Below are 25,413 nucleotides of genomic sequence, written 5' to 3'. Positions count from 1 at the left end.
AGTTATTTCTAACTATTTTGCAAGGAGGGATTATTTTGAACCAAAAGAAACCGAGCAGTCTTGCCCGCATCCTGGGTTATGCGGGCAGGCACAAGAACCTGACGATCCTGGGCTGTATCCTGTCCGCCCTGTCGGCGGTGCTGGGGCTGGCTCCCTACCTGTGCGTCTGGCTGGTGGCCAGGAGCGTGCTGGCCGCCTGGCCCAGCCTGGACGGGGCCGGTGACCTGGGCCGTTTTGGTTGGATGGCGGTGTGGTTTGCCATTGGCAGCATCCTGCTGTACTTTGCCGCCCTTATGTCCACCCATATTGCCGCCTTCCGCACCGCCCGAAACATCCGGCGCGCCGCCATGACCCATGTGCTAAAGCTCCCTTTGGGCTTTTTCACCGGAAACCAGTCGGGACGGCTGCGCAAGCTCATCGACGACAATGCCGGGCTTACCGAGGATCTGCTGGCTCATAAGCTGCCCGATCTGGCCGCCACGGCAGTGACGCCCATCGCCGCCATCGTCGTGCTGTTCCTCTTTGACTGGCGGATGGGCCTTCTGTGCCTGCTGACCATGGTGCTGGCTTTGCTGTCCATGTGCCTGATGATGGGCGGCAAGAACGCTGGCTTCTTCCACCGCTATCAAAAAGAGATCGAGCGCATGAGCGGAGAGGCGGTGGAGTATGTCCGGGGCATCCCGGTGGTGAAGATGTTCCAGCAGACGGTCTACTCCTTCAAGGCCTTCTACGCCGCCATCCAGGATTACAGCAATCTGGCCAGCCAGTATGCCATGAGCTGTCGGACAGGACAGACCTGTTTCCTCACATCGATCAACGGGGCCTTTGCTCTGCTGATCCCGGCGGCGCTGCTCATCGCCTCCGGCGGAGATGTGCGTACCACGCTGGTGAACCTGATTTTCTACGCCCTGTTCGCTCCTGCCTGCGGTCAGATGATCAACCGCATCATGTATATGAGCGAGGCGGTGATGGAAGCCGACGAGGCCATTGGCCGGCTGGATGAGATCCTGAGCCAGCAGCCCATGCCGGAGCCAGAAACGCAAAAGCGGCCGGTCAATGCCGCCGTGGCCTTTGACCATGTGACCTTCACCTACCCCGGCGCGGACAGGCCCGCGCTGGAGGATGTGAACTTTTCGGTCCAGCCCGGTGAAGTGGTGGCTCTGGTGGGACCCTCCGGCGGGGGCAAAACCACCGCTGCCAGCCTGATCCCCCGGTTCTGGGATGTGGACAGCGGCAGCGTCACTGTGGGCGGTGCGGACGTACGGGAGCTGGACAGCGCTGCCCTCATGGGGCAGGTGGCCTTTGTGTTCCAGGATACCCGTCTGTTCAAGGAGAGCTTGTTGGAAAATATCCGGGCTGCCCGGCCGGATGCCTCCCGGGAGGAGGTGCTTGCCGCCGCCCATGCCGCCCAGTGCGATGACATCCTGGAAAAGCTGCCCCAGGGGCTGGACACGGTGGTGGGTGCCAGGGGTGTCTACCTCTCCGGCGGGGAACAGCAGCGCATTGCCCTGGCCCGGGCCATTTTAAAGGACGCTCCCATCGTGGTGCTGGACGAGGCCACCGCCTTTGCCGACCCGGAGAATGAGCATCAGATCCAAAAGGCCTTTGAGACCCTGACCCGGAACAAAACGGTGCTGATGATCGCCCACCGGCTGTCCACGGTGCAGAACGCGGACAACATCATCGTCTTAAACGAAGGAAAGATCGCAGAGCAGGGCAGCCACAGCGCCCTATTGGAGAAAAACGGTGTCTACGCCGCCATGTGGGCGGACTATCAGCGCAGCGCCCAGTGGAAGGTTGGAAAGGAGGCAGCGGTATGACAAAGAAATTACAGCACATCTTCGCCCTCAGCGAGAAGGGAGCCAAAGACCTGGTGAAGGCCGTGATTTGGTGCTTTGTGTGCAATCTGGCCCTCATGTTCCCCGTCGGGGCGGTTCTGTTTACCATCCAACATCTGCTTGGCTGTCTGGTGAGTGGCGGCAGTCCCACGGACAGGTTCTGGCTCTATGTGGGTTTTGCTCTGGTGGTACTGGTACTACTGTTCGTCCTCCACTGGTTCCAGTACGCTTCCCTCTACATCGCCACCTACCGGGAGAGCGCCAACCGCCGGGTGAGCCTGGCGGAGACCCTGCGCAGGCTCCCCCTGTCCTTTTTTGGGAACCGTGACCTCAGCGACCTGACCTCCACCATGATCGCCGACTGCTCCAGCCTGGACCAGATGTTTTCCCACTATGTGCCCCAGCTGTTTGCCTCCATCGGCTCCACGCTGGTGATCGGGGTGTGTATGTTTGCCTGCGACTGGCGCATGGCCCTGGCGGTGCTGTGGGTGGTGCCCGTGGCGGTAGCGCTGACGGCGGGAAGTAAGAAGATCCAGGACGCCTTTGGGACGAAAAACATCCTGAACAAGCGGGCGGTGGCCGACTGCATCCAGGAGGGACTGGAGACCATCCGGGACATCAAGGCCTGCCACCGGCAGGAGCGCTACTTGAGCGATCTGGAGGCAAAGCTGGCCGCTATGGAGGGCAGTTCCATCCGGTCCGAGCTGGCCACCGGCGTGTTCGTGTGCTCCGCTCAGGCATTCCTGCGTCTGGGGCTTGCCACTACGGTGCTCACCGGTGGGTCGCTGCTGCTGACTGGGGAGCTGTCCTTCCTCTATTTCCTGGGCTTCCTGTTCGCTGCCGCCCGGCTGTACGATCCTCTGGGGGTGGTGCTCCAGAACATCGCCGCCACCTTCAATACCAAGCTGCAAATTGAACGGATGCGCTCCATCCTGGAGCAGCCGGTGCAGACGGGAACAGAGGACTTCCACCCCGACCGCTACGACATCACCTTTGACCATGTCTCCTTTGCCTACCGGGAGGGCACTGGGGTACTGGAAGATGTGAGCTTCACCGCCCGCCAGGGAGAGGTCACCGCCCTCATCGGCCCCTCCGGGGGCGGGAAATCTACCGCCTGTAAGCTGGCCGCCCGATTCTGGGACGTCACCGGCGGGAAGGTGTCCCTGGGCGGAACGGACGTGTCCACGGTGGACCCGGAGACCCTCCTGCGTTTCTACTCCATGGTGTTCCAGGACGTGGTGTTGTTCCGGGATACGGTGATGGAGAACATCCGCCTGGGCCGCCGGGGCGCCACCGACGAGGAGGTGCTGGAAGCCGCCAAGGCCGCCCAATGCGACGAATTTATCCGCAAACTGCCCCAGGGCTACCAGACGGTGATCGGGGAGAACGGTTCCACCCTCTCCGGCGGGGAGCGGCAGCGGATCTCCATTGCCCGGGCACTTCTAAAGGACGCGCCGGTGGTGCTGCTGGACGAGGCCACCGCCAGCCTGGATGTGGAAAATGAAAGCGCCGTCCAAACCGCCCTCTCCCGCCTGCTCCGGGGCAAGACGGTGCTGGTCATTGCCCATCGGATGCGCACCGTGGCCGGAGCCGACCACATCGTGGTGCTGGAGGACGGCCATGTGGTCCAGCAGGGCACCCCGGCAGAGCTGATGGAGCAGGGCGGCCTTTACCGCCGCATGGTGGAGCTCCAGACCGAGAGCGCCCAGTGGAGGCTGGGTTCATGATTTTATCCATTCAAGTTTATTAAGCTCGTTCATTTTTCGGGAGTACAACATCCTTTGCCGGCAATATACTGCTGTTCTGGCGGAGGATGTCATACTCCCGTTTTTTCTGTTAAGATTTCAACACTCTGATTGCAGGGACACAATTCGCCTAGCATCGGGGGCCCAGTGGACTCATTGAATGGCTAAAACAGGCATTTTTCAGGGTCATATGATAGACTAAAGGTCTCGTGTGAAGTAGGAGACGCCAACAAAAAGAGCTGCCATGCCAGTAGGATGCTGGCATAGCGGCTCTTTTATGGTTCAGTAATAATGATAGTGGAAGCAGGAGCATGGGTGGGAGGTATCTTTATTAAGGAAAACTTCACGCTCCCATTTGCTGATTGCTTGTCTGGATACTCCTAACTGATAAGAAAGTTCCTCTTGCGATAGTCCAGCTTCCTTTCTCAATTTTTGTATTTTTTCTCCAAAGGTCATTCTGTGCTCCTCCTTTCGCTATCAGTATACACTTTTTGCTGATAGAGCACCACCAACATGCGGTTTCTTTTCCGCAACGTGCAGTTGCAACCATGCGTTGCATACGATTTTTCGCGTTTTTTCATTCTACATCTCAGCCGCAAGAGAGTGAACAGCTGCAACGAAGAAGTCATACAAGATTGTGGTCCGTTGTCTATTTTTCCTGTGCATTTCTTTACGGCATACCATCATTCGAGCCGGAGCCGTCGCCATCACCCCATTCCAGCGGCGTTCATCTTGTCCGCCCGCTGGCTCGGCTGGCTTTGCCATCTCCCCTATAAACGGGAAGCTCGTTATCCCACTCATACGCCAGTTTTGGTCCGCCGCCAAATTGAATGAGACCACAATACGCAAATCCTTCTCGGACCAGTATGTGCTGCATTCCTTTGTTTTCATCTTGCGTATCCACTCTGATAGCATGGATATTCTTTGACAGACATAGCTCTTTTATCAAGTCAAACGCTTCCTTCGATCGTCCGCCGCCTCTTGCCTTTTTATTGAAAGCCATTCTATGAACCACAGCATAGGGTCTATTCGTTTTCCAAGCCCCCTCTATTTTGCGATACGCAGGTTCATCGCCAATGATAATGCAACAATATCCAATGATCCCTTGTTCATCCACAAAGGTATATCCCATATTTTGAGCAATATCCTCGAGAATGGTCTCCCGCGTAGGATAATCAGGTCGCCACTGCTCAAACCCTAAAGATTTATGATAGGCTCTCGCGTCCTCTATACATTGGTAACATATTTCAGCCTCATTTGCTTTAGCTTTCCTCAATTCCATTTCAGCAGACTCCTTTCTTCTCACAAATTTTCCTTCATCGCTCATTCCTGCCTGCGATTCATTTTAGCATCCTTGGAATGATATTTCTACCGGTCATCCACAAAATATTTTACGAAACAGTGGGGCGGCTTTCTGCTCTCTTATTTATGTTGCTTTAAAGAGCACTTACCCGATGCACGCCTGCAGCAATACCATGCCACCTACGGCCTGGTCTACATCGCGGTGTGGCTGCTGGCGTATGACTGACGGCCGGTCATCGCCCATCGGATCCAACAGCAAAAGCCCCTGCAAAAGCAGGGACTTTTCAGACTGTCAAAAAAGTCCCGTCCAGCCGACATGTGCGGATGGACGGGACACATACAGGGAAATTTTGCGCTGAGAGTGTGCGAGGCCGTAAGGCCGAGTGCGCGGTTCAGCGCCAAATTTTGTCCCCAGGGGGATACCAGGGGGAAGGAATTTCTGTTGCGCGACTGCGCGCAGAAATGGGTTCCCCCTGGAGCGTGTCGATTTTCGACACGCTAAAAAGCCCCTGCAAAAGCAGGGGCTTTTCTTTCGATGTAGCATTCAGTTTTGGGCGCCGCCGTCCTTGCCCTTGCGGCCAAAGCGGTATTCTTTGCCGTCGCGGATGCGCTGCAGGTTGGAGCGGTGCATATAGAACACCATGGCTCCCATGATGGCCGCGCCGATGGTGGTCACCGCCAGGTCGCGGCCGGGCAGGCCGGTCAGCAGGCCATAGCCCAGCGTCAAAAAGGGATAGCTCACCGCCATGACGATGCTGCCCAGGGACACCATACCAGTGGGGATCAGACAGGCCAGAAAGATCACCAGCAGGAAGGGGATCAGGGCCGGCTGCACAGCCAGGATGGCGCCGCCTGCCACCAGCACGCCCTTGCCGCCCTTGAAGCCGAAGTACAGGGGTTTGAGATGGCCCACCACCGCCAGGATGGCCGCCAGATACACCCCCAGGTAAGCCGAAAAAGTCTCCCCGGACAGAAAGGTAAACAGCCACCGGCCGATGCAGACCGCCAGGACGCCCTTCAGCACGTCCCCTGCCGCCGTCATGGCCGCGGCCCGCTTGCCAAAGGTGCGCAGCATATTGGTCATGCCCGCCGCGCCGCTGCCGTGGTTGCGCACGTCATCGTGATAAATAAACTTGGACACCAGAATGCCGGTGTCGATGCTGCCCAGCAGGTATGCCTGCAGGGCCGCAGCCAGAACGATCGCCAGGTCCATCCACATGGAATTTTACCTCCTCATCTTGCCGCCGGGCCGGTATGCCCGGCGCCTGTCAGCCTTACCTTACCACAGTGCGCGGCTTTTTGCAAGTATCAGACATCTTTTGCGCCCACCTGACCGGTGCCGCGCTCACGGACCACCAGGCGGATGGGGGTATGCTCCAGACTGAAACTCTCCCGGATCTGGTTGATCAGATATCGCTGGTAGCTGAAGTGGAACAGGGGCTTGGAGTTGACAAAGGCCACAAACGTGGGAGGCCGGGTGGAGGCCTGGGTCAGATAGAAGATCTTCAGCCGGCGGCCCTTGTCCGTGGGCGGCTGCACCCGGGCCGTGGCCCGTGCCAGCATCTCGTTCAGCACGCCGGTGGGCACACGGGCGCCGTTCTGGGTATCCACATCCCGGATCAGCCGCATCAGCCGGTCGATGTTGTAGCCGGTCTGGGCCGAGATGAAGAGGATGGGCGCATAGCTCATAAAGCTGAAGCACTCGGCATAGCCCCGGCGCTGCAGCTCCATGGTGTTGGTCTCCTTGCCCTCCACGGCGTCCCACTTGTTCACCACAATGATGCAGGCCTTGCCCTGCTCGTGGGCATAGCCCGCGATCTTGCTGTCCTGCTCGGTAAAGCCCACCGTGGCGTCCACCAGGATCAGGGCCACACGGCTGCGCTCCACCGCCGCCAGGGCGCGCACCACCATGTAGCGCTCCAGCCCCTCGCCGATGTTGGAGCGGCGGCGCAGGCCCGCGGTATCGGTAAAGATGAACTTGCCGAACTGGTTGTCCACCGGGGTGTCGATGGTGTCCCGGGTGGTGCCCGCCTCGTCGGCCACGATCATCCGGTTTTCCCCCAGGATGCGGTTGGTCAGGCTGGATTTGCCCACGTTGGGCCGTCCGATGATGGCCACCGGGATCCGGTCCTCCTCCACCACCGTTTCGGAGAAATCCAGGTGGGCGCAGACCGCGTCCAGCAGGTCGCCGGTGCCATGGCCATGGACGGCAGATACCGGCATCACCTCGTCAAAGCCCAGGTTGTAGAACTCGTACAGCTCCATCGGGGGATCGCCTACGCTGTCGCACTTGTTCACCGCCAGGATCACCGGCTTGCGGCTGCGGCGCAGCATATGGGCCACCTCCTCGTCCGAGGCGGTCAGGCCCGAGCGCACATCCACCACAAAGACGATGCAGTCGGCGGTATCAATGGCGATCTGGGCCTGCTGGCGCATATGGGCCAGGATGCCCTCGGTGGCCTTGGGCTCGATGCCGCCGGTGTCCACCAGCAGCAGTTCCCTGCCCTGCCACTCGCAGGGCGCAAAGATGCGGTCCCGGGTGATGCCCGGGGTATCCTCCACAATGGCCAGACGCTGGCCGCACAGTTTATTGAACAGGGTGGACTTGCCCACATTGGGCCGGCCCACCACTGCGACAATGGGTTTACTCATGGCTTGTTTCCTCCTTCTGGGGCTTTTTGCGGCGGGAGATATGCAGCCCGCTGCGCAGCAGGGCCCGGGCCTCTTTGCCGCCGTCGGCCGGCAGGATCTCCACCTTCACCCCCAGCCGCTGGGCCAGCTGCTCCACCGTGATGCTGTCCAGGAACATATCCCGTTCGCTGCGCAGCATCACTTCGGGCACCCCCAGCACATCGCTGGTCAGCTTGCCCGCGCACTGCTCGATGATGTCCGTGGCGGTCACCAGGCCCGCCACCCCCACGTTGCCGCCAAAAAAGCGGTTCCGGATGGGGTGCACCGTCACCGTGATCATGGGATACTGGCGGTGCAGCTCCTCCATCATGGCGGTGATCAGGGGCGCCGCCATGGTGCCGGTGACCACATCCATCTTCTTTTCCCGATAGACCGCGTGGGCGCGCTCCAGCTCAGCCCGGAAGCTGTCCTCATACAGCCGCCACATCCCCACGCCGTTTTCCAGCTGGGCAAAATCCTCATAGAACGACGCCGGCGGGATGGGCCGCCCGGCGTTCAGATACCACTCGTCGCTGGGATAGACGATACGGCTGCCATAGCGGGCTTTGGCCTGTTCGCCAAAGTCCTCCATCAGGTCGATCACCGCGGCGCTGGAGGGGCCGTCGTAGGGCGTCTGCGGGTACAGACCCTGGCGGTAGTCGGTGATGCCGCAGGGCACCGCCGCGATGCTCTGGACGGCAGGACCCAGCTCGAGCAGGTCGGTCAGGGTGCGGCGCAGTTCTTCCCCGTCGTTGATGCCGCGGCACAGCACCAGCTGGCAGTTCACCGCGATGCCCGCCTCGGTCAGGCGGCGCAGATATTGCAGGGTCTCGCCGCCCCGGCGGTTGGCCAGCATCATCGAGCGCAGCTGGGGGTTGGTGGTATGCACCGAGATATTGATGGGGGAAATATGCATCCGGATGATCCGGTCGATCTCCCTCTGGTGCATATTGGTCATGGTGATATAGTTGCCGAACAAAAAGGACAGCCGCTCGTCGTCGTCCTTGAAGTAGAGGCTCTCCCGCATCCCCGGGGGCATCTGGTCGATGAAGCAGAAGATGCAGCGGTTGGCGCAGGAATGCTTTTTGTCCCCCAGGTAGGTGGCAAAATTACACCCAAAGTCCTCGCCGGGCTGACGGGCCACCTCCAGCTCCCGGATGGCGCCCTGTACGCGGGCGGTCAGGTGAAAGCCGGGGCTGTCGGTGTAAAACTGGTAGTCCAGCGCGTCGTTGATGGCGTTGCCGTCCACCGCCACCAGCTCGTCCCCCGGGCCCAGGCCAAGCGCCTGGGCGTCGCTGCCCGGGGCCACTGTGTCGATCTTGATGGCCATAGGCCGTCTCCTTTCTCGTCGCAAAACAGGGCGGGCACAGCGGCCCCCCGGAGCGAAAGCAAAGAAGAAGGGGAAGGCATAACACGCCCTCCCCTTCTGTCATACATCCATTATGCCACCAAGTAAAATGCAAATCAGCCCTTCTTGATGACTTCCTCGCCCTTGTAGTAGCCGCAGTTGCCGCAGGCCTGGTGGGGGAGCTTGAAAGAGCCGCAGTTGCTGCACTTCACCAGCGTGGGGGCCTCCAGCTTCCAGACATTGCTGCGACGCTTGTCGCGGCGGGCCTTGGAAAGATGTCTCTTGGGTACTGCCATAGTTTGCACCTCCTTGGATGGAATATCAATTCAGCAGTGATCTCAGCACGCTCAGCCTCGCGTCCGGCTGTGCGCTTTCTTCCGGCGCAGCCGGGCAGGAGCAGGGACGTTTGCGCCCGCACTGGGGACACAGCCCCAGGCAGTCGGCACTGCACAGCAGCACCGTGGGGATCTGGAAGCAGAACTCCTGGTACAGCCAGTCGTCCAGATCAAGGCACCCCTCTGCGTTGAGGGGCAGCTCAAAATCAGGGTCGTCCAGGTCCCGTTCCCGGGCTGTCCACTCCGCGTCCACCTGCACGTCCAGGCAGACAGGGTCGAGACAGCGTGCGCATTCGCCATGCACCGATGCCTTGGCCCGCAAAGTCATATGCACCTCGTCCCCTTCCGCCCTGGCGGCAAAGCCGGCTGTGACAGGGTCCTCGATACGGGCGCCGGCAAAATCACGCCCCGACAGATCGCAGTCGAATGTCTGCTGCCAGTCGGCGCGGCCGGACGCCATGAACCTCCTCAGGTCAAATTGCATAGTACACCTCTAAAAAGCTGCCTTGTAAGTATAGCGCCAAAGGGGGCTTGTGTCAAGCCCCAAATTGCGTACAAGTGGAGAAATTTTCTTGCCGGGCTCAAAACACGGCGAAAGCCGGCGCGCTGTCCGGCGCACCGGCTCCCGTCCCTGCTTTACAGAGCTTGCATCTTTTTTACAGATACTTCTTGACGTTGTGGGGCAGGGTCGCCTCGTCGGCGCTGACGGTGACGGTCACCCGCACCGAATCCCCTGCGATGGCGGCCATCTCGTCCAGCACCACGCCCAGACGGTTGACGTCGTGGTCCAGCACCTTCAGGATGCCGTCGATGTAGATATCGGTGATGTCATAGTTGCTGGCCATCAGACCTGCCACAAAGCCGTAGAGCATCTCGCCGCCCTGGATCTTGTACTCGTCGAGGTCGATGAGGCGTGCAGCCGAGGCGATGTCATAGGTGAGCTTCATGCCCTTTTCCACGACAACGACGCTGCCCTTGCTGGTGCGGACCGATTCGTTGATCATATCGATCATAGCCTTGGTCTTGCCCGAACCCTTGGTGCCAACAATCAGTCTAATCATAATAATGCCTCCTGTATTTTCCTCGCCTCGCGGCGGGAGAGTTCCTTTCGTTTGGCTTCGGCCGTTCCGCCAAAGCCGACCGGGGTGTTTACTTGAGCTTAGCCTCCAGCTCGGCGGTCAGGCTCTCATAGCCAGGCTTGCCCAGCAGCGCGAACATATTCTTCTTGTAGCTCTCGACGCCCGGCTGGTTGAAGGGGTTGACCCCCAGCAGATAGCCGCTGCAGGCGCAGGCACGCCAGAAGAAGTAGATCAGGTAACCCACATTGTAGGCCGACAGGTCGTCCACGTCGATCAGCAGCTGGGGCACGCCGCCGTCGGTGTGGGCCAGGATGGTGCCCTCCATCGCCTTGCGGTTGACCACGCTCATGTTCTGGCCCGCCAGGAAGTTCAGACCGTCAAAGTTGCCTTCCAGCTCCTCGATGTAGAGGTCGCGGGCCGGCGTCTTGACATTGACGATGGTCTCGAACATATTGCGGGTGCCCTCCTGGATGAACTGGCCCATGGAGTGCAGGTCGGTGGAGAAGATGCAGCTGGCGGGGAACAGGCCCTTGTTGTCCTTGCCCTCGCTCTCGCCGAACAGCTGCTTGTACCACTCGTTCATCAGCGCGAAGTTGGGCTCGTAGCACTCGAGGATCTCGATCTGCTTGCCCTTGCGGCTGAGGATGTTGCGGGCTGCGGCATACTTGTAAGCGTCGTTGTCGGGGCTCAGCTGGGAGAAGCGGTCCATGGCGTCGGCAGCGCCCTGCATCAGCTCGGCGATGTCGATGCCGGCGGCGGCGATGGGCAGCAGGCCCACAGCCGACAGCACCGAATAGCGGCCGCCCACATCGTCCGGCACCACAAAGGTGGGCCAGCCCTGGCTGTCCGCCAGCTGCTTGAGGGTGCCGCGGGCCCGGTCGGTGGTGGCATAGATCCGCTTGTTGGCTTCCTCAGCGCCCACCTGGTCCTCCAGCAGCTTGCGCAGCACGCGGAATGCCAGGCTGGTCTCGGTGGTGGTGCCGGATTTCGAGATCACGTTGATCGAGAAGCGTTTCCCCTTGCACAGGGCGATGATATCGTTCAGCGCCGTGGGGCTGATGCTATTGCCGCAGAAGTAGATCTTCAGGCCCGGCTCCAGCTCGTTGTGGTAGACGCCCTTGACAGCCTCCACCACGGCCCGTGCGCCCAGGTAGCTGCCGCCGATGCCGGCCACCACCAGCACGTCCGAGTCGCTGCGGATCTGCTGTGCAGCGGCCTGGATGCGGGCAAACTCTTCCTTATCATAGTCCCGGGGCAGGTACATCCAGCCCAGGAAGTCATTGCCAGGGCCGGTCTTGGATTCCAGCATCTGATGGGCCGCCGCCACCTGGGGATAGATGGCCGCAAACTCATCCTCTTTGACAAACGGAGAAAGGTGCCTGGTGTTAAACGAAACGCTCATGATCTATGGCCTCCAAACTGTTCCTTCCTGTATGTTCTTCGCTGCCGGCCGGCAGGGCCACAGGCCCCTGGCCGCTTACAGCAGAGATTCTTTCTCTAAGTGTACCGTTCCGCCCGGATAAAGTCAAGGCCAAAATCCCCGGGATTCATACAATTTTAACAAGCCCCCGCCGGGCGTCCTTGTAAATTCTGTTAATTTTCGCGTCAAACTGCAATTTCCTTTTCCGCAGGCCGCGTCCCGGGGTGGGTTTGCCGTCCAAAATGCCCCGGCGGCCGGCGCCTGTCTTATAAAAAAGTCTCGGCCATCAGCCGCACCGCACCCGCCAGATCCAGCACGGCGGCGTCTGCCGCAGCCCGGACGGGCCAGCTGCCCACAGGCTGTTCCCCGCTCAGGATGGTGACGCTGCCCACCTGGCTGCCCCGCTCCAGGGGCGCGCCGCTGACGGCGGGCAGGTCCACCCGGGCCGTCAGGGCCCCGGCGCCCCCTTTGGGCACCAGAAGGCGCTCGGGCAGGGCGGTATAGTCCAGGGGAACGTCCTCCACGGTGCTGCCCGTCACATCCAGGTAGAGGGGCCGGCCGCCCAGATCGGGCAGGGGCGCCGCCTCATAGGCGGAAAAACCGTAGTCCAGCAGGGTGGTGGCCGCCTCGAACCGCTCGGCGCTGGAGCTGGACCCCAGCACCACCGCGATGAGATCCAGCCCGTCCCGGCTGGCCGACGCCGAAATGCACACCCCTGCGCCCCCGGTGGTGCCGGTCTTGAGCCCGGTGATCCCCTCATAGCGGCGCAGCAGCTTGTTGGTGTTCACCAGCATGGTCTCGCCGCCCCGCAGCGTGTCGGTCCAGATGCCGCTGTAATGCAGCACCTCGGGGCACTCGTTCAGGATGGCCCGGCTCATGACGGCCACATCCCGGGCGGTGGACAGGTGTCCCTCGGTGTCCAGGCCGCAGGCATTCTTAAAGGTCGTATCCTCCATCCCCAGCTGGGCGGCTTTGGCGTTCATCTGGGCCACAAAGGCTTCCTCGCTGCCTCCCACCAGCTCGGCCACCGCCACGGCCGCGTCGTTGGCGCTGGACACACAGATGGCCCGCAGCATCTCGTCCAGGGTAAAATGCTCCCCCGGCTCGATCCAGATCTGGCTGCCTCCCATGCTGGCGGCGTGTTCGCTCACCGGCACCGGGGTATCCAGGGTCAGCCGCCCGTCATGGATGGCCTCAAAGGTCAGCAGCAGGGTCATCACCTTGGTGATCGAGGCGATGGGCACCCGCTGGCTGGCGTTTTTCTCATACAGCACCGTGCCGGTGCCCTGGTCGATCAGTACCGCCGCCCGGCAGGGCAGCGACAGCTCGGGCGCCTGCACGGCGGTCTGCTGCGCCGCAGCCAAAAGGGCGGGCGTCTGCGCGGCGGCGGCCGGGGCAGCCATCCCCAGCCACAGACACAGCGCCGCCGCGCACCCAAGAGCCAAACTTCTGCAAACCATGCTTTCTGCCTCCATCCCGTTTTCCTGTGCCGCCGCACCCGGCGGCCTCTGGTGTGATTTTATGCGCCGGGACGGCTGTCCAGCACGGCAGGATTGCATCTTGCCTTTTTCGCTCTGATTCGCTATACTCAGGTGTGTTTTATTCTGCCCTGTGTGTGAAAGGATCATCCATGCGTGTTTGTTTTTATACCCTTGGCTGCAAGGTGAACCTCAATGAGACCGAAGCCCTGGAGCAGCTGTTCCGGCGCAGCGGGTTCACGGTGGTGCCCGACGGCCAGCCCGCCGACGTCTACATCGTCAACAGCTGCACCGTCACCAATTTCGGGGACCAGAAAAGCCGCAAATGGCTGCGCCACGCCAAACGGGAGAACCCCGGCGCCGTCACCGTCCTCACCGGCTGCTACCCCCAGGCGTTCCCCGAGCAGGCTGCCGGCCTGCTGGAAGCGGACCTGGTCTGCGGCAACACCGACCGCCGCGCCATCCTGGACCATGTGATGCAGCTGCTGAACGGCCATGAGCGGATCGTGGCCGTCACCCCCCACACCCGGGGGGAGGCCTTCGAGGAGATGCCGGTGGACCGGTTCGAGACCCACACCCGCGCCTTTATCAAGGTGGAGGACGGCTGCAACCGCCGGTGCGCCTACTGCATCATCCCCAAGGCCCGGGGCCCGGTGCGCAGCCGTCCCATCTCCAGCATCCTGGCCGAGCTGCGCCAGCTGGCCGGCGCGGGCTACCGGGAAGTGGTGCTCAGCGCCATCTCCCTGCCCAGCTACGGCACCGACACCGGCACCGACCTCTACGAGCTGGTGGAGCAGTGCGCCGGGGTGGAGGGCATCCAGCGCATCCGCCTGGGCAGCCTGGACCCCGATATGCTCACCCCGGAGGGCATCCGCCGGCTGGCCGCCGTGGACAAGCTCTGCCCCCAGTTCCACCTCAGCCTCCAGAGCGGCTGCGACGCCACGCTGCGCCGGATGCGCCGGCCCTACACCACCGCCCAGTATCTGGACGTCGTCCGGCAGCTGCGGCAGGCCTATGCGGGGCGCCCGGTCAGCTTCACCACCGACTGCATCTGCGGCTTCCCCGGGGAGAGCGAGGAAGATTTTGTGCGCAGCTGCGGCTTTTTGGAGGAAGTGGGCTTTCTGCGGGTGCACGTTTTCCCCTATTCCCGGCGGGAGGGCACCCCGGCCTACGATTTCCCCCAGCAGGTCCACGAGCGGGAAAAGCAGGCCCGCAGCCGCCGGATGCACGACCGGGCCGAGGAGGTCCGCCGCGCCGTGCTGGCCGGCCTGGAAGGCTCCGAGGACCAGGTGCTGCTGGAGACCCCCGCCTCGGCCACCGTCTTCACCGGCTATACCCGGCTGTATGTGCCGGTCAGCGTGTCGGCGCCGGGCTGTGCCGCCGGGGATATCGTGCGGGTGCGGCTGGGCCGCTACGACGGCGCCCGGGTCCAGGCGGCGTTCCTGGGCCGGGTCTGAGGCAAGACGGCTTCACCCTTTGGATTCGTTATTTTCTTGACAGATTTTTCGGGCTATCCCTTTTCAAGGGGCGCAAAATGTGCTAGAATAAAATTGTATGAGGCGGCGCCGGGGGACGGTCTTTCCCCGCAGACAGGCGCCGCCACGACCCATGGCACGGGCACGGCCCGCAGGCCAGGTTTCTGCAAAGCAAAGGAGAGTTTGGAATGAGCTTCAGAGGCATCAATACCACCGTCATCCAGATCCGGCGGGCGGTATTCACCGAAGTCGCCCGGATGGCCTATGCCAATGTGAAGGGCGAGAAGGCCAACAGCATGATGCGCAAGATCCCCTACACCATCATCCCCGGTGAGGAAGGCAAGCTGCGCAAAGATATCTTCCTGGAGCGCGCCATCGTTGAGGAGCGCGTCCGCCTGGCCATCGGCCTGCCCACCCGCCGCATGGACGAGCACAACAGCGTGGTGTCCGGCCTGGAAGACGCCAACATCGCCGCCAAGTACTACGATCCCCCCCTCATCAACGTCATCAAGTTCGCCTGCAACCGCTGCCCCGAAAAGATGGTCAAGGTCTCCGACCTGTGCCAGGGCTGCCTTGCCCATCCCTGTATGGAAGTGTGCCCCAAGAACGCCATCGTGTGGGAGTCCGGCCGTTCCACCATCGACCAGGACAAGTGCATCAAGTGCGGCCGCTGTGTGGACGTCTGCCCCTACCACGCCATCGTCAAGACCGAGCGTCCCTGCTCGTCGGCCTGCGGCATGGGCGCCATCCACTCGGATACGCTGGGCCGCGCTGAGATCGACTATTCCAAGTGCGTGTCCTGCGGCCAGTGCCTGGTCAACTGCCCCTTCGGCGCCATTGCCGACAAGGGCCAGATCTATCAGCTGATCCAGAGCTTCAACCGCGGCGACCGCGTGTATGCCCTGGTGGCCCCCGCCTTCATCAACCAGTTCCCCGCCCTGAACACCACCGCCAAGCTGCAGGCCGCCCTGCAGCAGGTGGGCTTCTGCGACACGGTGGAAGTGGCCATCGGCGCCGACCTGTGCACGGTGGACGAGGCCCACGACTTCCTGAACGAAGTGCCCGAGAAGCTGAACTTCATGGCCACTTCCTGCTGCCCCGCCTGGAGCATGATGGCCAAGACCCTGTTCCCCGACATGGCCAAGAACATCTCGATGACCATGACCCCCATGGTCTTTACCGCGCGGATGATCAAGGCCGCCGATCCCGAGGCCCGGATGTGCTTCATCGGACCTTGCGCCGCCAAAAAGCTGGAGGCTTCCCGCCGGCATGTGCGCAGCGACGTGGATTTCGTGCTCACCTTTGAGGAGCTGGCCGGCGTCATGGAGGCCAGAGGCATCGACTATGCTTCCCTGCCCGCAGAGGAGGAGGAGCTGCACTACGGCTCGGCGGCAGGCCGCGGCTTTGCCCAGTCGGGCGGCGTGGCCAAGGCTGTGGCCGACAAGATCCACGAGTGGTATCCCGACCGCGAGGTCAAGATCGCCTCGGCCCAGGGCCTGGCAGAGTGCAAGAAGCTGCTGATGATGGCCAAAGCCGGCAAGTACAACGGCTACCTGCTGGAGGGCATGGGCTGCCCCGGCGGCTGCATCGGCGGCGCCGGCACCATTGCCGATCCCAACCGCACTGCGGTGCAGCTGAACAAGTACGTTTCCTCTGCCCCGTTCACCGACCCCGAGCAGAGCGCCTTCATCAACAACATCCACCTGCTGAAGGACGACCCCAACTTTGAATAATCCCTGATTTGCCCCGCCCCCGGCTTTCTTCCGCGAGAAGGCCGGGGGTTTTTGTGCGCAGAAAAATGCGCGTATAAGTGCGCGCTGTTCCTCCGGCCGGGCGGACGTTACAATGGTCGAAAAAGCCGTCCGGAAAGGAGGAAGCGAGTTGAATCTATACGGCTATGTCCGGGTCAGCACCCGGGAACAGAACGAGGACCGCCAGCTGGACGCTCTGCGCCGGGTGTCGGTGCCGGAGAAAAACATCTACATCGACAAGCAGTCGGGCAAGGACTTCGACCGGCCCCAGTACCGCAAACTGCTGCGCAGGCTGAAACGGGATGACCTGCTCTATATCCTGAGCATCGACCGGCTGGGGCGCAGCTACCAGGAGGTGCTGGAGCAATGGCGCTTTTTGACCAAAGAGAAGGGCATCGATCTGGTGGTCCTGGATATGCCCCTGCTGGACACACGCCTGGGCCGGGACCTGATCGGGTCTTTTCTGGCCGACGTGGTATTGCAGGTGCTGTCCTTTGCCGCCGAAAACGAGCGTGAGAACATCCGTCAGCGCCAGGCCGAGGGCATCGCCTCCGCCAGGGCCCGGGGCGTGCGCTTTGGCCGCCCGCTGCGGCCCCTGCCCCAGCAGTTCCCCACCCTCTGCCGGGCCTGGCAGGACGGGCAGCTGACCCTCCGGCAGGCTGCAGCAGCCTGCGGTCTGCCGCCCAGCACCTTTTATGACAGGGCCCGCCGCTTGCGGCAGGACAGCCGCTCCTGAAAGATCCCCGGCCAGCAGGCCGGGGATTTTTTGTGCCTGCCTGTCCGGAAATGTCCCCGGCGCAAAAGCAAACAGACCGGTTTGGAAAAGTATACCTTTCCAAACCGGCCTGAGCGTCCATTCTTTGTGAAAAATTATATCACAAAATCGTATTCTCTGCAATCGAAAACCTGCTGCACACCATCCAAAAATACCAGTCTGGAATTGTATACCCTTCCAAACCTCAAGCTGAAATTCTACTTTGAGTATGGAGGTAAACGTATGCAAGTGAAAAAATGTATGGCCCTGCTACTTACAGGAATGCTGTCAGTCAGTGCACTTTCAGGGTGCAACAGAACAATCATCGAGCATCAGTTTCATACGAACACAGAAACAAATACTGAGTATATCACGGAAATCATCGAAAGCGGCTCACCAATCGAAATCCAGAACCTGGAAAAGCTGTTAAATGAACATGGTATAAAATTAATTATAACGATAAATAATATGCAGTCTTTTCCGCAAGATGCACAAGGAGATATTAATAATATATCCATAACTCAAGATGATTTCGTTAATTGGCTAGATAAGCCCAGTGTGGAATACTGTTTGTATAAAGAGTTTGATCCGAGTACAAAAGCATTAGACTTTGTAAACGGATTGCTCAATCACACAAATATGATCTACCAGGCCTTCCTTCAACTTACTGACGAGCAATGGAGCAAATTAAGTAATATAGAAACTTTATATGTCATAGGTGTGTTCGTTCAGAACAATAATAACTTATACCTAGAAACAGCCTTTTCGTCAGATCCTTACCACTAATATTTGATTCAGATAAATAGTTGGAGGCCCTATATGTACATCAAAAAATTTCTGGCTCTTTTCCTGGCGGCGGCTGTCCTGGCGTGCGGGCTGGCGGGCTGCGGCGCAACGGTGGAGCACCACTTTGATGACGATCAATATTCTGCTGCCGCCGAAGCGGCCATGCGCAGCATTTCGGCCAGCCTGGGCCGGGTAGAGACCCTTGTGAACAGCCACGATGTGGAATTGTACGGCGCTTTTGCCCAGTTTGAGGACGGCAGCCTGGGCCGCCCCGATGGCAATGTGACAGATACCGCCTTCACTCAGGCTGCTCTGGATAGCTGGGCCCAAAATCCCCGGCATAAGCTGTGCACCTATGCCGAGAGCGGCCGGACGATCGAGGAATATCTGCCGGTTTGGCAGCGCCAGATCGATGCCGCTTACAATGCTCTGAGCACCCTTACCGATGCACAGTGGGAAGCTATGCATGGCAAAACCCTTTCCCTGATGGGTGCATTGGTGGAGTCAGGCGGAAAAGTCTATGTGGAGACAAGCCTCTCCTGTGCATGATGATGCAAGTGGAAGTACATCTTTTGGACTACCTGGCCCTGCGGGCAGGCTGCACATACTTGAGCGACCTGCACCGGCCGGGGCCCGGCCAGCGGGCGAGGCTGTGCCGGGCGCTGGCCGAACTTGCGCCCGACTGCGCGCCCCAGCGGGAATGGGATGACGCGGTGGCCTACCTTACCGGCGGGCCGCCCGCGCCCGGCCCCGAGGCCGCCAAAGCCGCCCTGCTGGACTGGCTGGACCAGCCGCACACAAACTGAACACCCCACCGGAAAAGCCCCGGGCTTGAAGGCTCCTTTGAAAGGAACCCACAGCCCGGGGCTTTATTTTGCCGTCAGACGGGATCAGTCGTCCCAGCGGTCGTCGTCCCAGCGGTCGTCGTCCCAATCGTCGTCGTAGCGGTCATCCCAGTCATCGTCGTAACGATCGTCCCAGTCGTCATCGTAACGGTCGTCCCAGTCGTCATCGTAACGGTCGTCCCAGTCGCGGCGGTCCCGCTCGGCCTTCAGCACCTTGCCGGAGGAAGCGCCGATCTCGTACTCGTACTTAACGTCGCCCACCAGGATATCCAGCTCGTACTTGCCGTCGTCGTAGTCCCGCTCGATGACTTTCAGGTCGCTCACATCGCAGCCCAGGTGATCGGCGGCGATCTTGACAGCGGTGTCATAGTCCACGGAGGCAGCCGAAGCAGGCAGAGAGCTGCATGCGGTCAGGGCGGTCAGAGCCAGGGCGGCGGTGAGGGTCAGGATCTGCTTGCGGTTCATCTTCTTCATAGTAGTTGTCTCCTTTGATCGTTTGTGTGGGTGTGTTTGCTGCTTTGTTTATAGAATACGGCGGCAGGGGGCTGAAACCGGGGTCACGGGAAAAATTTTTTGGAAAAATTTTTGCCCGGTCCGGCAGAGGCAGCGGCGGTTGCAGGGCTGGGCGCAGGCTGGTATAATGAAAATGGATCACGGGCGGAAAGCCCGGCAGACATCCAAGCAAAAACGCTCGTTCCTGCGCGCCAAAGGAGCAAACATACCCCATTGGAACCGTGCAGAACGAACCACGCTTTCGGCGGAGCTTTCTCCCCCTGGCTTTTCGTTCTGCATTTTTTTCGGGCAGGGCCACCTGTCCCAGGCGAAAGATAAAGGAGGCTACATCGATGTCCTACATCATGGCACTGGATGCAGGCACCACATCCAATCGCTGCATCCTGTTCAATCAGGCGGGAGAGATGTGCAGCGTTGCACAGAAGGAATTCACCCAGTATTTCCCCCGGCCCGGGTGGGTGGAGCACGACGCCAACGAGATCTGGACCACCCAGCTGGGCGTAGCCCTGTCGGCCATGAACCAGATCGGGGCCAGCGCCGAGGACATTGCAGCCATCGGCATCACCAACCAGCGGGAGACCACCATCGTATGGGACCGCGACACCGGCGAACCGGTCTGCCACGCCATCGTCTGGCAGTGCCGGCGCACCAGCGCCTACTGCGACGAGCTGAAGGCCCGCGGCCTGACCGAGAAGTTCCGTCAAAAGACCGGCCTTGTGATCGACGCTTATTTTTCGGCCACCAAGCTGAAATGGATCCTGGACCATGTGCCAAACGCACGGCAGAAGGCCGAAGCGGGACAGCTGCTGTTCGGGACGGTGGAGACCTGGCTGATCTGGAAATTGACCTGCGGCAAGGTCCATGTCACCGACTATTCCAACGCCAGCCGTACCATGCTGTTCAACATCCACACGCTGGACTGGGATGACGAGATCCTCCAGGAGCTGGACATCCCCCGGTGTATGCTGCCCCAGCCCATGCCCTCCAGCTGCTTTTATGAGTACGCCGACCCCATGCATTTCGGCGGCGAGATCAAGATCGCGGGGGCGGCCGGAGACCAGCAGGCGGCTTTGTTCGGACAGACCTGCTTTGCCCCCGGCGAGGCCAAAAACACCTTTGGCACCGGCGGCTTCATGCTGATGAACACCGGGGAGAAGCCGGTATTTTCCCGCAACGGCCTGGTGACCACCATCGCCTGGGGTCTGGACGGCCGGGTCAACTATGCGCTGGAAGGTTCCATCTTTGTGGCCGGGGCCGCCATCCAGTGGCTGCGGGATGAGCTGCGGCTGCTGGAGGAGGCCAAGGACTCCGAGTACATGGCCAACAAGGTCAAGGACACCAACGGCTGCTATGTGGTGCCCGCCTTTACCGGCCTGGGCGCGCCCCATTGGGACCAGTACGCCCGGGGCGCCATCGTGGGCCTGACCCGCGGGTGCAACAAATACCACATCATCCGGGCCACCCTGGACAGCCTGTGCTACCAGGTCAACGACGTGCTGCATGCCATGGAGGCGGATTCCGGCATCCAGATGCGCAGCCTGCGGGTGGACGGCGGCGCTTCCGCCAACAACTACCTGCTGCAGACCATGGCCGACATCAGCAATGTGCCGGTCAAGCGGCCCAAGTGCCTCGAGACCACCGCCCTGGGCGCCGCCTATCTGGCGGGCCTGGCCGTGGGCTACTGGAAATCCACCGGGGAGGTGGCCCGCAACTGGTCGGTGGACTGCACCTACCAGCCTTCCATCACCGAAGAAGAACGGGCCAAACGGCTGCGCGGCTGGAACAAAGCCGTCCGCTGCGCCTATCACTGGGCCCTCGACGAGGAATGAGCGCAGCCGCCCCCATGTGACAAGAAAGAGAGAGATGGATCTATGACGGATGTAATCATCATCGGCGCCGGCGTGTCCGGCTGCGCCAGTGCGCGGGAGCTCGCCCGTTACAAGGCCGATATCCTGGTGCTGGAAAAAGAAGAGGACGTCTGCTGCGGCACCAGCAAAGCCAACAGCGCCATTGTCCATGCCGGCTTTGACGCGGCCCACGGCACCCTGATGGCCAGGCTGAATGTGGAGGGCAGCAAGCGGATGCCCGTCCTGGCCAGGGAACTGGACTTTGCCTATGACCCCTGCGGCAGCCTGGTGGTCTGTCTGCAGGAGGAGGACCTGCCCAAACTGCAGCAGCTGTATGAGAACGGTACCGCCAACGGCGTCGAAGGGCTGCGGATCATCCGGCGGGACGAGCTGAAAGCCATGGAGCCCAACATCTCGGACGACGCCATCGCCGCCCTGTGGGCCCCCACCGGCGCCATCGTCTGTCCCTTCGGGATGACCTACGCTTTCGCCGAGAACGCCGCCAAAAACGGCGTCCGGTTCCAGTTCGGCACCGCCGTCCAAAAGGTCTATCCCATCCAGGGCGGCTGGCGTGTTGAGACCGACCGCGGCAGCTGCGACGCGCGGCTGGTGGTCAATGCCGCCGGCGTCTATGCCGACGTGCTGCACAACATGGCCGCACCGGCCCAGCCCATGCAGATCATCGCCCGCCGGGGCGACTACTTCCTGCTGGACCATGCCGCCGGGGATCATGTCCGCCACACCGTTTTCCAGCTGCCCGGCAGGTACGGCAAGGGGGTCCTGGTCACCCCCACCGTCCACGGCAACCTGCTGATCGGCCCCACCGCCATCGACGTGGAGGACAAAGAGGCCACCGCCACCACGGCCGCGGGCCTGGACGAGATCCGCGCCAAGGCCGGCCTGGCGGTCAAGGATCTGCCCATGCGCCAGACCATCACCAGCTTTGCGGGCCTGCGCGCCCACGAGCCCCGGCACGATTTCTTCATCGGCGAGATCGCCCCCGGCTTTGTGGACTGCGCCGCCATCGAGTCCCCCGGCCTGTCCAGCGCGCCGGCCATCGGCGCCATGGTGGCAGACATTGCGGCCGGCAGCCTGCACCTGGAGAAAAAGACCGACTTCGACCCCACCCGCAAGGGCATCCTTGATCCCAAGACCCTCTCCCTGGAAGAGTGCGCCGACCTGATCCGCCGCCAGCCCGCTTACGGCCAGATCATCTGCCGCTGTGAGAGCATCACCGAGGGGGAGATCATCGACGCCATCCACCGGGTACCCGGCGCCCGCAGCCTGGACGGTGTCAAGCGGCGCACCCGCGCCGGCATGGGCCGCTGCCAGGCCGGCTTCTGCAGCCCCCGCGTCATGGAGATCCTTGCACGGGAGCTGGGACTGCCGCTTTGTGAGATCACCAAGTCCGGCGGCAGCTCAAAGATCATCGTCGGCACCAACAAGGACGCGCTGTAAGGGGGAAATACCATGAAAAACGTAGATCTTGTTATCATCGGCGGCGGCCCCGCCGGGCTGGCGGCCGCTGTGGAGGCCCGCAGGCAGGGCGTGGAGGACCTGCTGATCCTGGAGCGGGACAACGAGCTGGGCGGCATCCTCAACCAATGCATCCACAACGGCTTTGGGCTGCACACCTTCAAGGAAGAACTCACCGGTCCCGAATACGCCGCCCGCTTTATCGCGATGGCCAAAGAGCTGGAGATCCCCTACAAACTCAACACCATGGTGCTGGACCTGGCGGCCGACAAGACCGTCACCGCCATGAACCGCGAGGACGGGCTGTTCCAGCTCCATCCCAAAGCGGTCGTCCTGGCGATGGGCTGCCGTGAGCGGCCCCGGGGCGCTTTGAACATCCCCGGCTACCGGCCCGCCGGCATCTTCACCGCCGGCACCGCCCAGCGCCTGGTCAATATGGAGGGCTATCTGCCCGGCCGCAAGGTGGTCATCCTGGGCTCGGGCGACATCGGCCTGATCATGGCCCGCCGGATGACCCTGGAGGGGGCGCAGGTGCAGGTGGTGGCCGAGCTGATGCCCTACTCCGGCGGCCTGAAGCGCAACATCGTCCAGTGCCTGGATGACTACGGCATCCCCCTCAAGCTGAGCCATACCGTGGTGGACATCCAGGGCAAGGAGCGGGTGGAGGGCATCACCCTGGCCCAGGTGGAAAACGGCAAACCCATCCCCGGCACCGAGGAGCACTACGACTGCGACACCCTGCTGCTGTCCTGCGGCCTTCTGCCCGAGAACGAGCTGAGCCGCGCCGCCGGGGTCCAGCTCAACCCGGTGACAGGCGGCCCCGTCGTCAATGAGAGCCTGGAGACCAGCATCCCCGGCGTCTTTGCGGCGGGCAATGTGCTGCACGTCCACGACCTGGTGGACTACGTCTCGGAGGAGGCCGGCGCCGCCGGCGCCCAGGCCGCCGCCTACATCCAAAACGACGGCCGGGAGCAGCAGACCGTCGTGCTGCCCGTCCGGGGGGAGAACGGCGTCCGCTATACCGTGCCCACCGCCGTCCGCCCCGCCTGCGTGGGCGATAAGCTGACCCTCCGCTTCCGGGTGGGGGCCGTATACAAAAGCAAAAAGATCGCCGTCTATCTGGGCGACACCTGTATTTTCACCCGCCGCCGGCCGGTCCTGGCCCCCGGCGAGATGGAGACCGTCCAGCTCAAGGGCGAGCTGCTGCGGCAAAATCCCGCCGCCGGCTGCATCACCGTGACCTTGGAGGAGGCATAAACGATGGAAAAGAAAGAACTGATCTGCATCGGCTGCCCGATGGGCTGCCCCCTGACGGTGGAGATGGAAGGGGGCGCCGTCCTCCAGGTGAAGGGCAACACCTGTCCCCGGGGCGACGCCTATGGCCGCAAGGAGGTCACCAACCCCACCCGCATCGTGACCAGCACGGTGCGTGTGGCAGGCGGCACCCTTCCCATGGTCTCCTGCAAGACCCGCACCGACGTACCCAAGGGCAAGATCTTCGACGTGGCCCGCGCCCTCAAGGACGTCACCGTCCGCGCGCCGGTCTGCATCGGCCAGGTGCTGGCTGAAAACGTGGCCGGCACAGGGGTGGACGTCATCGCCACCAAAAACGTGGGTGTAAAGACATCATGAGCGGCGGCCGGGACGCCTTCTGTACACAAGATAAATTTCACCCTCTGCATGTTCCGGAAAAACAAAAAACGACCTGAAAACGCCGTGCAAAAACTGGTATCCAGCATTCGCACGGCGCTTTTTTGCAGCTCGCATAAAGCCTGTCATCTCTGTTCTTCTTCCGGTCTCACCGCCGCAAGGATGGAGCGGATCAGTTCTTTTTCCACCGGCAGGAGGCGGCGGCCCCGGCGGCCGTAGATGTAGAACTCCCAAACAAGATCCAGGTCCGTCAGAAAGCGGAATTCCGTCCAGGCGGGCAAAGCGCTGCGCTTGCCCGCGTAAAAGGAGACGAACCCACGCTGGAGCAGTTCCTCCAGAAGGTCACCGTCCGCATCGCCAAGCACCGTATCCACCACGAGGCCATGGGCCTGCAGAAGCTCCAGAAGCTGGGTCTGGGCGCGGTTTTCGGTGTTCAGCGTGATCAAGGGCAGGTCTTTCAGGTCCGAAAGGCAGGGCGCGGGGATGCCGTGCAGGATATGGGAGCGGGAAAAGATGATGCCGATGGGGTTTTTCAGGCAGGCCAGCTCCACAAACCCCTGCCCCAAAGGGGCGGTGCTGATCACCAGATCGCAGTTGTCGTTCTGGTAGGCACGGCTGCGTTCGGTATCCGTATAGCTGTGAAAGTGGAACTTCACCTCCGGGTGGGCGTCCATGAAGCGGCCGAAAAACCGGGGCGGCAGTTCCTGCAGCAGCCCCATAAAGTAGCCGATCCGCAGGTGGGGTCCTTCCTGCGTGGCGCGCAGCTGGCGCAGGATATCGTCGTGCTCCTCCAGATACAGCCCGGCGCGCTGTTCCAGCAGCTGGCCCGCAACGGTCAGCCGCACCCCCTCGGGGGTGCGCACCAATAGAGGGACCCCTACCTCTTTCTCCAGCTTCGCAATGGATTTGCTCAGAGCCTGCTGGCTGATGAAAAGTTTTTGCGCGGCGCGGTTGATGCTTTTTTCTTCACAGATCTTCCGGAAAAATCTGAGCTGCTTGTGGTCCATGAAAAGGCCTCCTGTAGCCGGCATCGGCAGCAAAAAACGGGCAGCGGGGGCAAGAAAAGAAAGCCGCAGATGGCTACAACCGCAAATTGTAACC

At 61.5% G+C, this 25,413-nt stretch carries 24 protein-coding genes; 12 read left to right on the top strand and 12 right to left on the bottom strand.

Annotated features, from left to right (window positions below):
* The first annotated feature begins 35 nt into the window (after positions 1 to 35).
* Complete coding sequence (locus tag B5G12_RS05520) at positions 36 to 1,820, top strand: ABC transporter ATP-binding protein (RefSeq protein ID WP_087324192.1); 1,785 nt, start codon at positions 36 to 38, stop codon at positions 1,818 to 1,820.
* Positions 1,817 to 3,565 (top strand): ABC transporter ATP-binding protein, encoded by a 1,749-nt coding sequence (locus B5G12_RS05515; RefSeq protein ID WP_087324191.1) that lies wholly within the window; start codon positions 1,817 to 1,819, stop codon positions 3,563 to 3,565. The genes B5G12_RS05520 and B5G12_RS05515 overlap by 4 nt, the downstream gene beginning before the upstream one ends.
* Positions 3,566 to 3,865: 300 nt before the next feature.
* Here B5G12_RS05515 and relB read toward each other — a convergent pair whose 3' ends face one another.
* From relB to B5G12_RS05465, 10 genes are all read right to left on the bottom strand, one after another.
* A complete protein-coding gene (gene relB, locus B5G12_RS05510) occupies positions 3,866 to 4,039 on the bottom strand; it encodes a type II toxin-antitoxin system RelB family anti-toxin (protein ID WP_087324190.1) in 174 nt (57 codons plus the stop codon).
* Between the two features lie 271 nt (positions 4,040 to 4,310).
* On the bottom strand, positions 4,311 to 4,910 hold the full coding sequence (locus B5G12_RS05505; protein WP_087324189.1) for a GNAT family N-acetyltransferase: 600 nt from the start codon (positions 4,908 to 4,910) through the stop codon (positions 4,311 to 4,313).
* Between the two features lie 519 nt (positions 4,911 to 5,429).
* A complete protein-coding gene (gene plsY, locus B5G12_RS05500; RefSeq protein ID WP_342395002.1) occupies positions 5,430 to 6,104 on the bottom strand; it encodes a glycerol-3-phosphate 1-O-acyltransferase PlsY in 675 nt (224 codons plus the stop codon).
* A gap of 89 nt (positions 6,105 to 6,193) precedes the next feature.
* Positions 6,194 to 7,537 (bottom strand): ribosome biogenesis GTPase Der, encoded by a 1,344-nt coding sequence (gene der, locus B5G12_RS05495; RefSeq protein WP_087324188.1) that lies wholly within the window; start codon positions 7,535 to 7,537, stop codon positions 6,194 to 6,196.
* The gene (locus B5G12_RS05490; RefSeq protein ID WP_087324187.1) at positions 7,530 to 8,885 is read right to left on the bottom strand and encodes a DUF512 domain-containing protein; all 1,356 of its coding nucleotides are present in this window, start codon (positions 8,883 to 8,885) and stop codon (positions 7,530 to 7,532) included. The genes der and B5G12_RS05490 overlap by 8 nt, the downstream gene beginning before the upstream one ends.
* A 134-nt stretch (positions 8,886 to 9,019) precedes the next feature.
* Positions 9,020 to 9,199, bottom strand: a complete 180-nt coding sequence (rpmF, locus tag B5G12_RS05485; protein WP_087248534.1) for a 50S ribosomal protein L32 — start codon at positions 9,197 to 9,199, stop codon at positions 9,020 to 9,022.
* 25 nt (positions 9,200 to 9,224) lie between these two features.
* Entirely contained in the window at positions 9,225 to 9,722 is a 498-nt protein-coding gene (locus tag B5G12_RS05480; protein ID WP_087324186.1) for a YceD family protein, read from the bottom strand.
* 172 nt (positions 9,723 to 9,894) lie between these two features.
* Positions 9,895 to 10,299, bottom strand: coding sequence for an ATP-binding protein (locus tag B5G12_RS05475; RefSeq protein ID WP_087232424.1), 405 nt, complete (start codon positions 10,297 to 10,299; stop codon positions 9,895 to 9,897).
* A gap of 88 nt (positions 10,300 to 10,387) precedes the next feature.
* Complete coding sequence (locus B5G12_RS05470) at positions 10,388 to 11,719, bottom strand: glucose-6-phosphate isomerase (protein ID WP_087324185.1); 1,332 nt, start codon at positions 11,717 to 11,719, stop codon at positions 10,388 to 10,390.
* Positions 11,720 to 12,003: 284 nt separating this feature from the next.
* Positions 12,004 to 13,197: a D-alanyl-D-alanine carboxypeptidase family protein gene (locus B5G12_RS05465; protein ID WP_087324209.1), complete on the bottom strand. Its 1,194-nt coding sequence runs from the start codon at positions 13,195 to 13,197 to the stop codon at positions 12,004 to 12,006.
* Positions 13,198 to 13,367: 170 nt separating this feature from the next.
* Here B5G12_RS05465 and mtaB point away from each other — a divergent pair, with 170 nt between their 5' ends.
* The 6 genes from mtaB (at position 13,368) to B5G12_RS05435 (ending at position 18,787) form a co-directional block, all read left to right on the top strand.
* The gene (mtaB, locus tag B5G12_RS05460; RefSeq protein ID WP_087324184.1) at positions 13,368 to 14,672 is read left to right on the top strand and encodes a tRNA (N(6)-L-threonylcarbamoyladenosine(37)-C(2))-methylthiotransferase MtaB; all 1,305 of its coding nucleotides are present in this window, start codon (positions 13,368 to 13,370) and stop codon (positions 14,670 to 14,672) included.
* Between the two features lie 206 nt (positions 14,673 to 14,878).
* Positions 14,879 to 16,423, top strand: a complete 1,545-nt coding sequence (locus B5G12_RS05455) for a 4Fe-4S dicluster domain-containing protein (RefSeq protein WP_087232415.1) — start codon at positions 14,879 to 14,881, stop codon at positions 16,421 to 16,423.
* 148 nt (positions 16,424 to 16,571) lie between these two features.
* Positions 16,572 to 17,177, top strand: a complete 606-nt coding sequence (locus tag B5G12_RS05450; RefSeq protein ID WP_242955947.1) for a recombinase family protein — start codon at positions 16,572 to 16,574, stop codon at positions 17,175 to 17,177.
* A 261-nt stretch (positions 17,178 to 17,438) separates the two neighbouring features.
* The gene (locus B5G12_RS05445; protein ID WP_087324182.1) at positions 17,439 to 17,981 is read left to right on the top strand and encodes a hypothetical protein; all 543 of its coding nucleotides are present in this window, start codon (positions 17,439 to 17,441) and stop codon (positions 17,979 to 17,981) included.
* Between the two features lie 33 nt (positions 17,982 to 18,014).
* Positions 18,015 to 18,530, top strand: coding sequence for a hypothetical protein (locus B5G12_RS05440; RefSeq protein ID WP_087324181.1), 516 nt, complete (start codon positions 18,015 to 18,017; stop codon positions 18,528 to 18,530).
* An 8-nt stretch (positions 18,531 to 18,538) separates the two neighbouring features.
* On the top strand, positions 18,539 to 18,787 hold the full coding sequence (locus B5G12_RS05435) for a hypothetical protein (protein WP_144064099.1): 249 nt from the start codon (positions 18,539 to 18,541) through the stop codon (positions 18,785 to 18,787).
* A gap of 84 nt (positions 18,788 to 18,871) precedes the next feature.
* Here B5G12_RS05435 and B5G12_RS05430 read toward each other — a convergent pair whose 3' ends face one another.
* On the bottom strand, positions 18,872 to 19,300 hold the full coding sequence (locus tag B5G12_RS05430; protein WP_087324179.1) for a PepSY domain-containing protein: 429 nt from the start codon (positions 19,298 to 19,300) through the stop codon (positions 18,872 to 18,874).
* 371 nt (positions 19,301 to 19,671) lie between these two features.
* Here B5G12_RS05430 and glpK point away from each other — a divergent pair, with 371 nt between their 5' ends.
* The 4 genes from glpK to B5G12_RS05410 are packed head-to-tail and all read left to right on the top strand — an operon-like array spanning position 19,672 to position 24,294.
* Positions 19,672 to 21,168, top strand: a complete 1,497-nt coding sequence (gene glpK, locus B5G12_RS05425; protein WP_087324178.1) for a glycerol kinase GlpK — start codon at positions 19,672 to 19,674, stop codon at positions 21,166 to 21,168.
* A 42-nt stretch (positions 21,169 to 21,210) separates the two neighbouring features.
* A complete protein-coding gene (locus B5G12_RS05420; protein WP_087324177.1) occupies positions 21,211 to 22,644 on the top strand; it encodes an NAD(P)/FAD-dependent oxidoreductase in 1,434 nt (477 codons plus the stop codon).
* A gap of 12 nt (positions 22,645 to 22,656) precedes the next feature.
* Positions 22,657 to 23,919: an NAD(P)/FAD-dependent oxidoreductase gene (locus B5G12_RS05415; protein ID WP_087324176.1), complete on the top strand. Its 1,263-nt coding sequence runs from the start codon at positions 22,657 to 22,659 to the stop codon at positions 23,917 to 23,919.
* 3 nt (positions 23,920 to 23,922) lie between these two features.
* Positions 23,923 to 24,294, top strand: coding sequence for a DUF1667 domain-containing protein (locus B5G12_RS05410; protein WP_087324175.1), 372 nt, complete (start codon positions 23,923 to 23,925; stop codon positions 24,292 to 24,294).
* Positions 24,295 to 24,437: 143 nt separating this feature from the next.
* Here the strand turns inward: B5G12_RS05410 and B5G12_RS05405 are convergent, their stop codons facing one another.
* Positions 24,438 to 25,319, bottom strand: coding sequence for a LysR family transcriptional regulator (locus tag B5G12_RS05405; protein WP_158099680.1), 882 nt, complete (start codon positions 25,317 to 25,319; stop codon positions 24,438 to 24,440).
* Positions 25,320 to 25,413 lie beyond the last annotated feature (94 nt).

It is taken from the genome of Faecalibacterium sp. An58 (genome assembly GCF_002161515.1).
GTDB classification, from domain to species: domain Bacteria; phylum Bacillota; class Clostridia; order Oscillospirales; family Ruminococcaceae; genus Faecalibacterium; species Faecalibacterium avium.
This window is presented reverse-complemented; position numbering and strand designations above follow the sequence as displayed.

Coding starts and splice junctions, on each gene's coding strand:
- glpK (WP_087324178.1), top strand. CDS start 19,672: ATGTCCTACATCATGGCACTGGATGCAGGCACCACATCCAATCGCTGC.
- B5G12_RS05430 (WP_087324179.1), bottom strand. CDS start 19,300: ATGAAGAAGATGAACCGCAAGCAGATCCTGACCCTCACCGCCGCCCTG.
- relB (WP_087324190.1), bottom strand. CDS start 4,039: ATGACCTTTGGAGAAAAAATACAAAAATTGAGAAAGGAAGCTGGACTA.
- B5G12_RS05480 (WP_087324186.1), bottom strand. CDS start 9,722: ATGCAATTTGACCTGAGGAGGTTCATGGCGTCCGGCCGCGCCGACTGG.
- mtaB (WP_087324184.1), top strand. CDS start 13,368: ATGCGTGTTTGTTTTTATACCCTTGGCTGCAAGGTGAACCTCAATGAG.
- B5G12_RS05445 (WP_087324182.1), top strand. CDS start 17,439: ATGCAAGTGAAAAAATGTATGGCCCTGCTACTTACAGGAATGCTGTCA.
- B5G12_RS05515 (WP_087324191.1), top strand. CDS start 1,817: ATGACAAAGAAATTACAGCACATCTTCGCCCTCAGCGAGAAGGGAGCC.
- B5G12_RS05470 (WP_087324185.1), bottom strand. CDS start 11,719: ATGAGCGTTTCGTTTAACACCAGGCACCTTTCTCCGTTTGTCAAAGAG.
- B5G12_RS05410 (WP_087324175.1), top strand. CDS start 23,923: ATGGAAAAGAAAGAACTGATCTGCATCGGCTGCCCGATGGGCTGCCCC.
- B5G12_RS05420 (WP_087324177.1), top strand. CDS start 21,211: ATGACGGATGTAATCATCATCGGCGCCGGCGTGTCCGGCTGCGCCAGT.
- B5G12_RS05490 (WP_087324187.1), bottom strand. CDS start 8,885: ATGGCCATCAAGATCGACACAGTGGCCCCGGGCAGCGACGCCCAGGCG.
- B5G12_RS05505 (WP_087324189.1), bottom strand. CDS start 4,910: ATGAGCGATGAAGGAAAATTTGTGAGAAGAAAGGAGTCTGCTGAAATG.
- B5G12_RS05465 (WP_087324209.1), bottom strand. CDS start 13,197: ATGGTTTGCAGAAGTTTGGCTCTTGGGTGCGCGGCGGCGCTGTGTCTG.
- der (WP_087324188.1), bottom strand. CDS start 7,537: ATGAGTAAACCCATTGTCGCAGTGGTGGGCCGGCCCAATGTGGGCAAG.
- rpmF (WP_087248534.1), bottom strand. CDS start 9,199: ATGGCAGTACCCAAGAGACATCTTTCCAAGGCCCGCCGCGACAAGCGT.
- B5G12_RS05405 (WP_158099680.1), bottom strand. CDS start 25,319: ATGGACCACAAGCAGCTCAGATTTTTCCGGAAGATCTGTGAAGAAAAA.
- B5G12_RS05455 (WP_087232415.1), top strand. CDS start 14,879: ATGAGCTTCAGAGGCATCAATACCACCGTCATCCAGATCCGGCGGGCG.
- B5G12_RS05440 (WP_087324181.1), top strand. CDS start 18,015: ATGTACATCAAAAAATTTCTGGCTCTTTTCCTGGCGGCGGCTGTCCTG.
- B5G12_RS05415 (WP_087324176.1), top strand. CDS start 22,657: ATGAAAAACGTAGATCTTGTTATCATCGGCGGCGGCCCCGCCGGGCTG.
- B5G12_RS05475 (WP_087232424.1), bottom strand. CDS start 10,299: ATGATTAGACTGATTGTTGGCACCAAGGGTTCGGGCAAGACCAAGGCT.
- plsY (WP_342395002.1), bottom strand. CDS start 6,104: ATGTGGATGGACCTGGCGATCGTTCTGGCTGCGGCCCTGCAGGCATAC.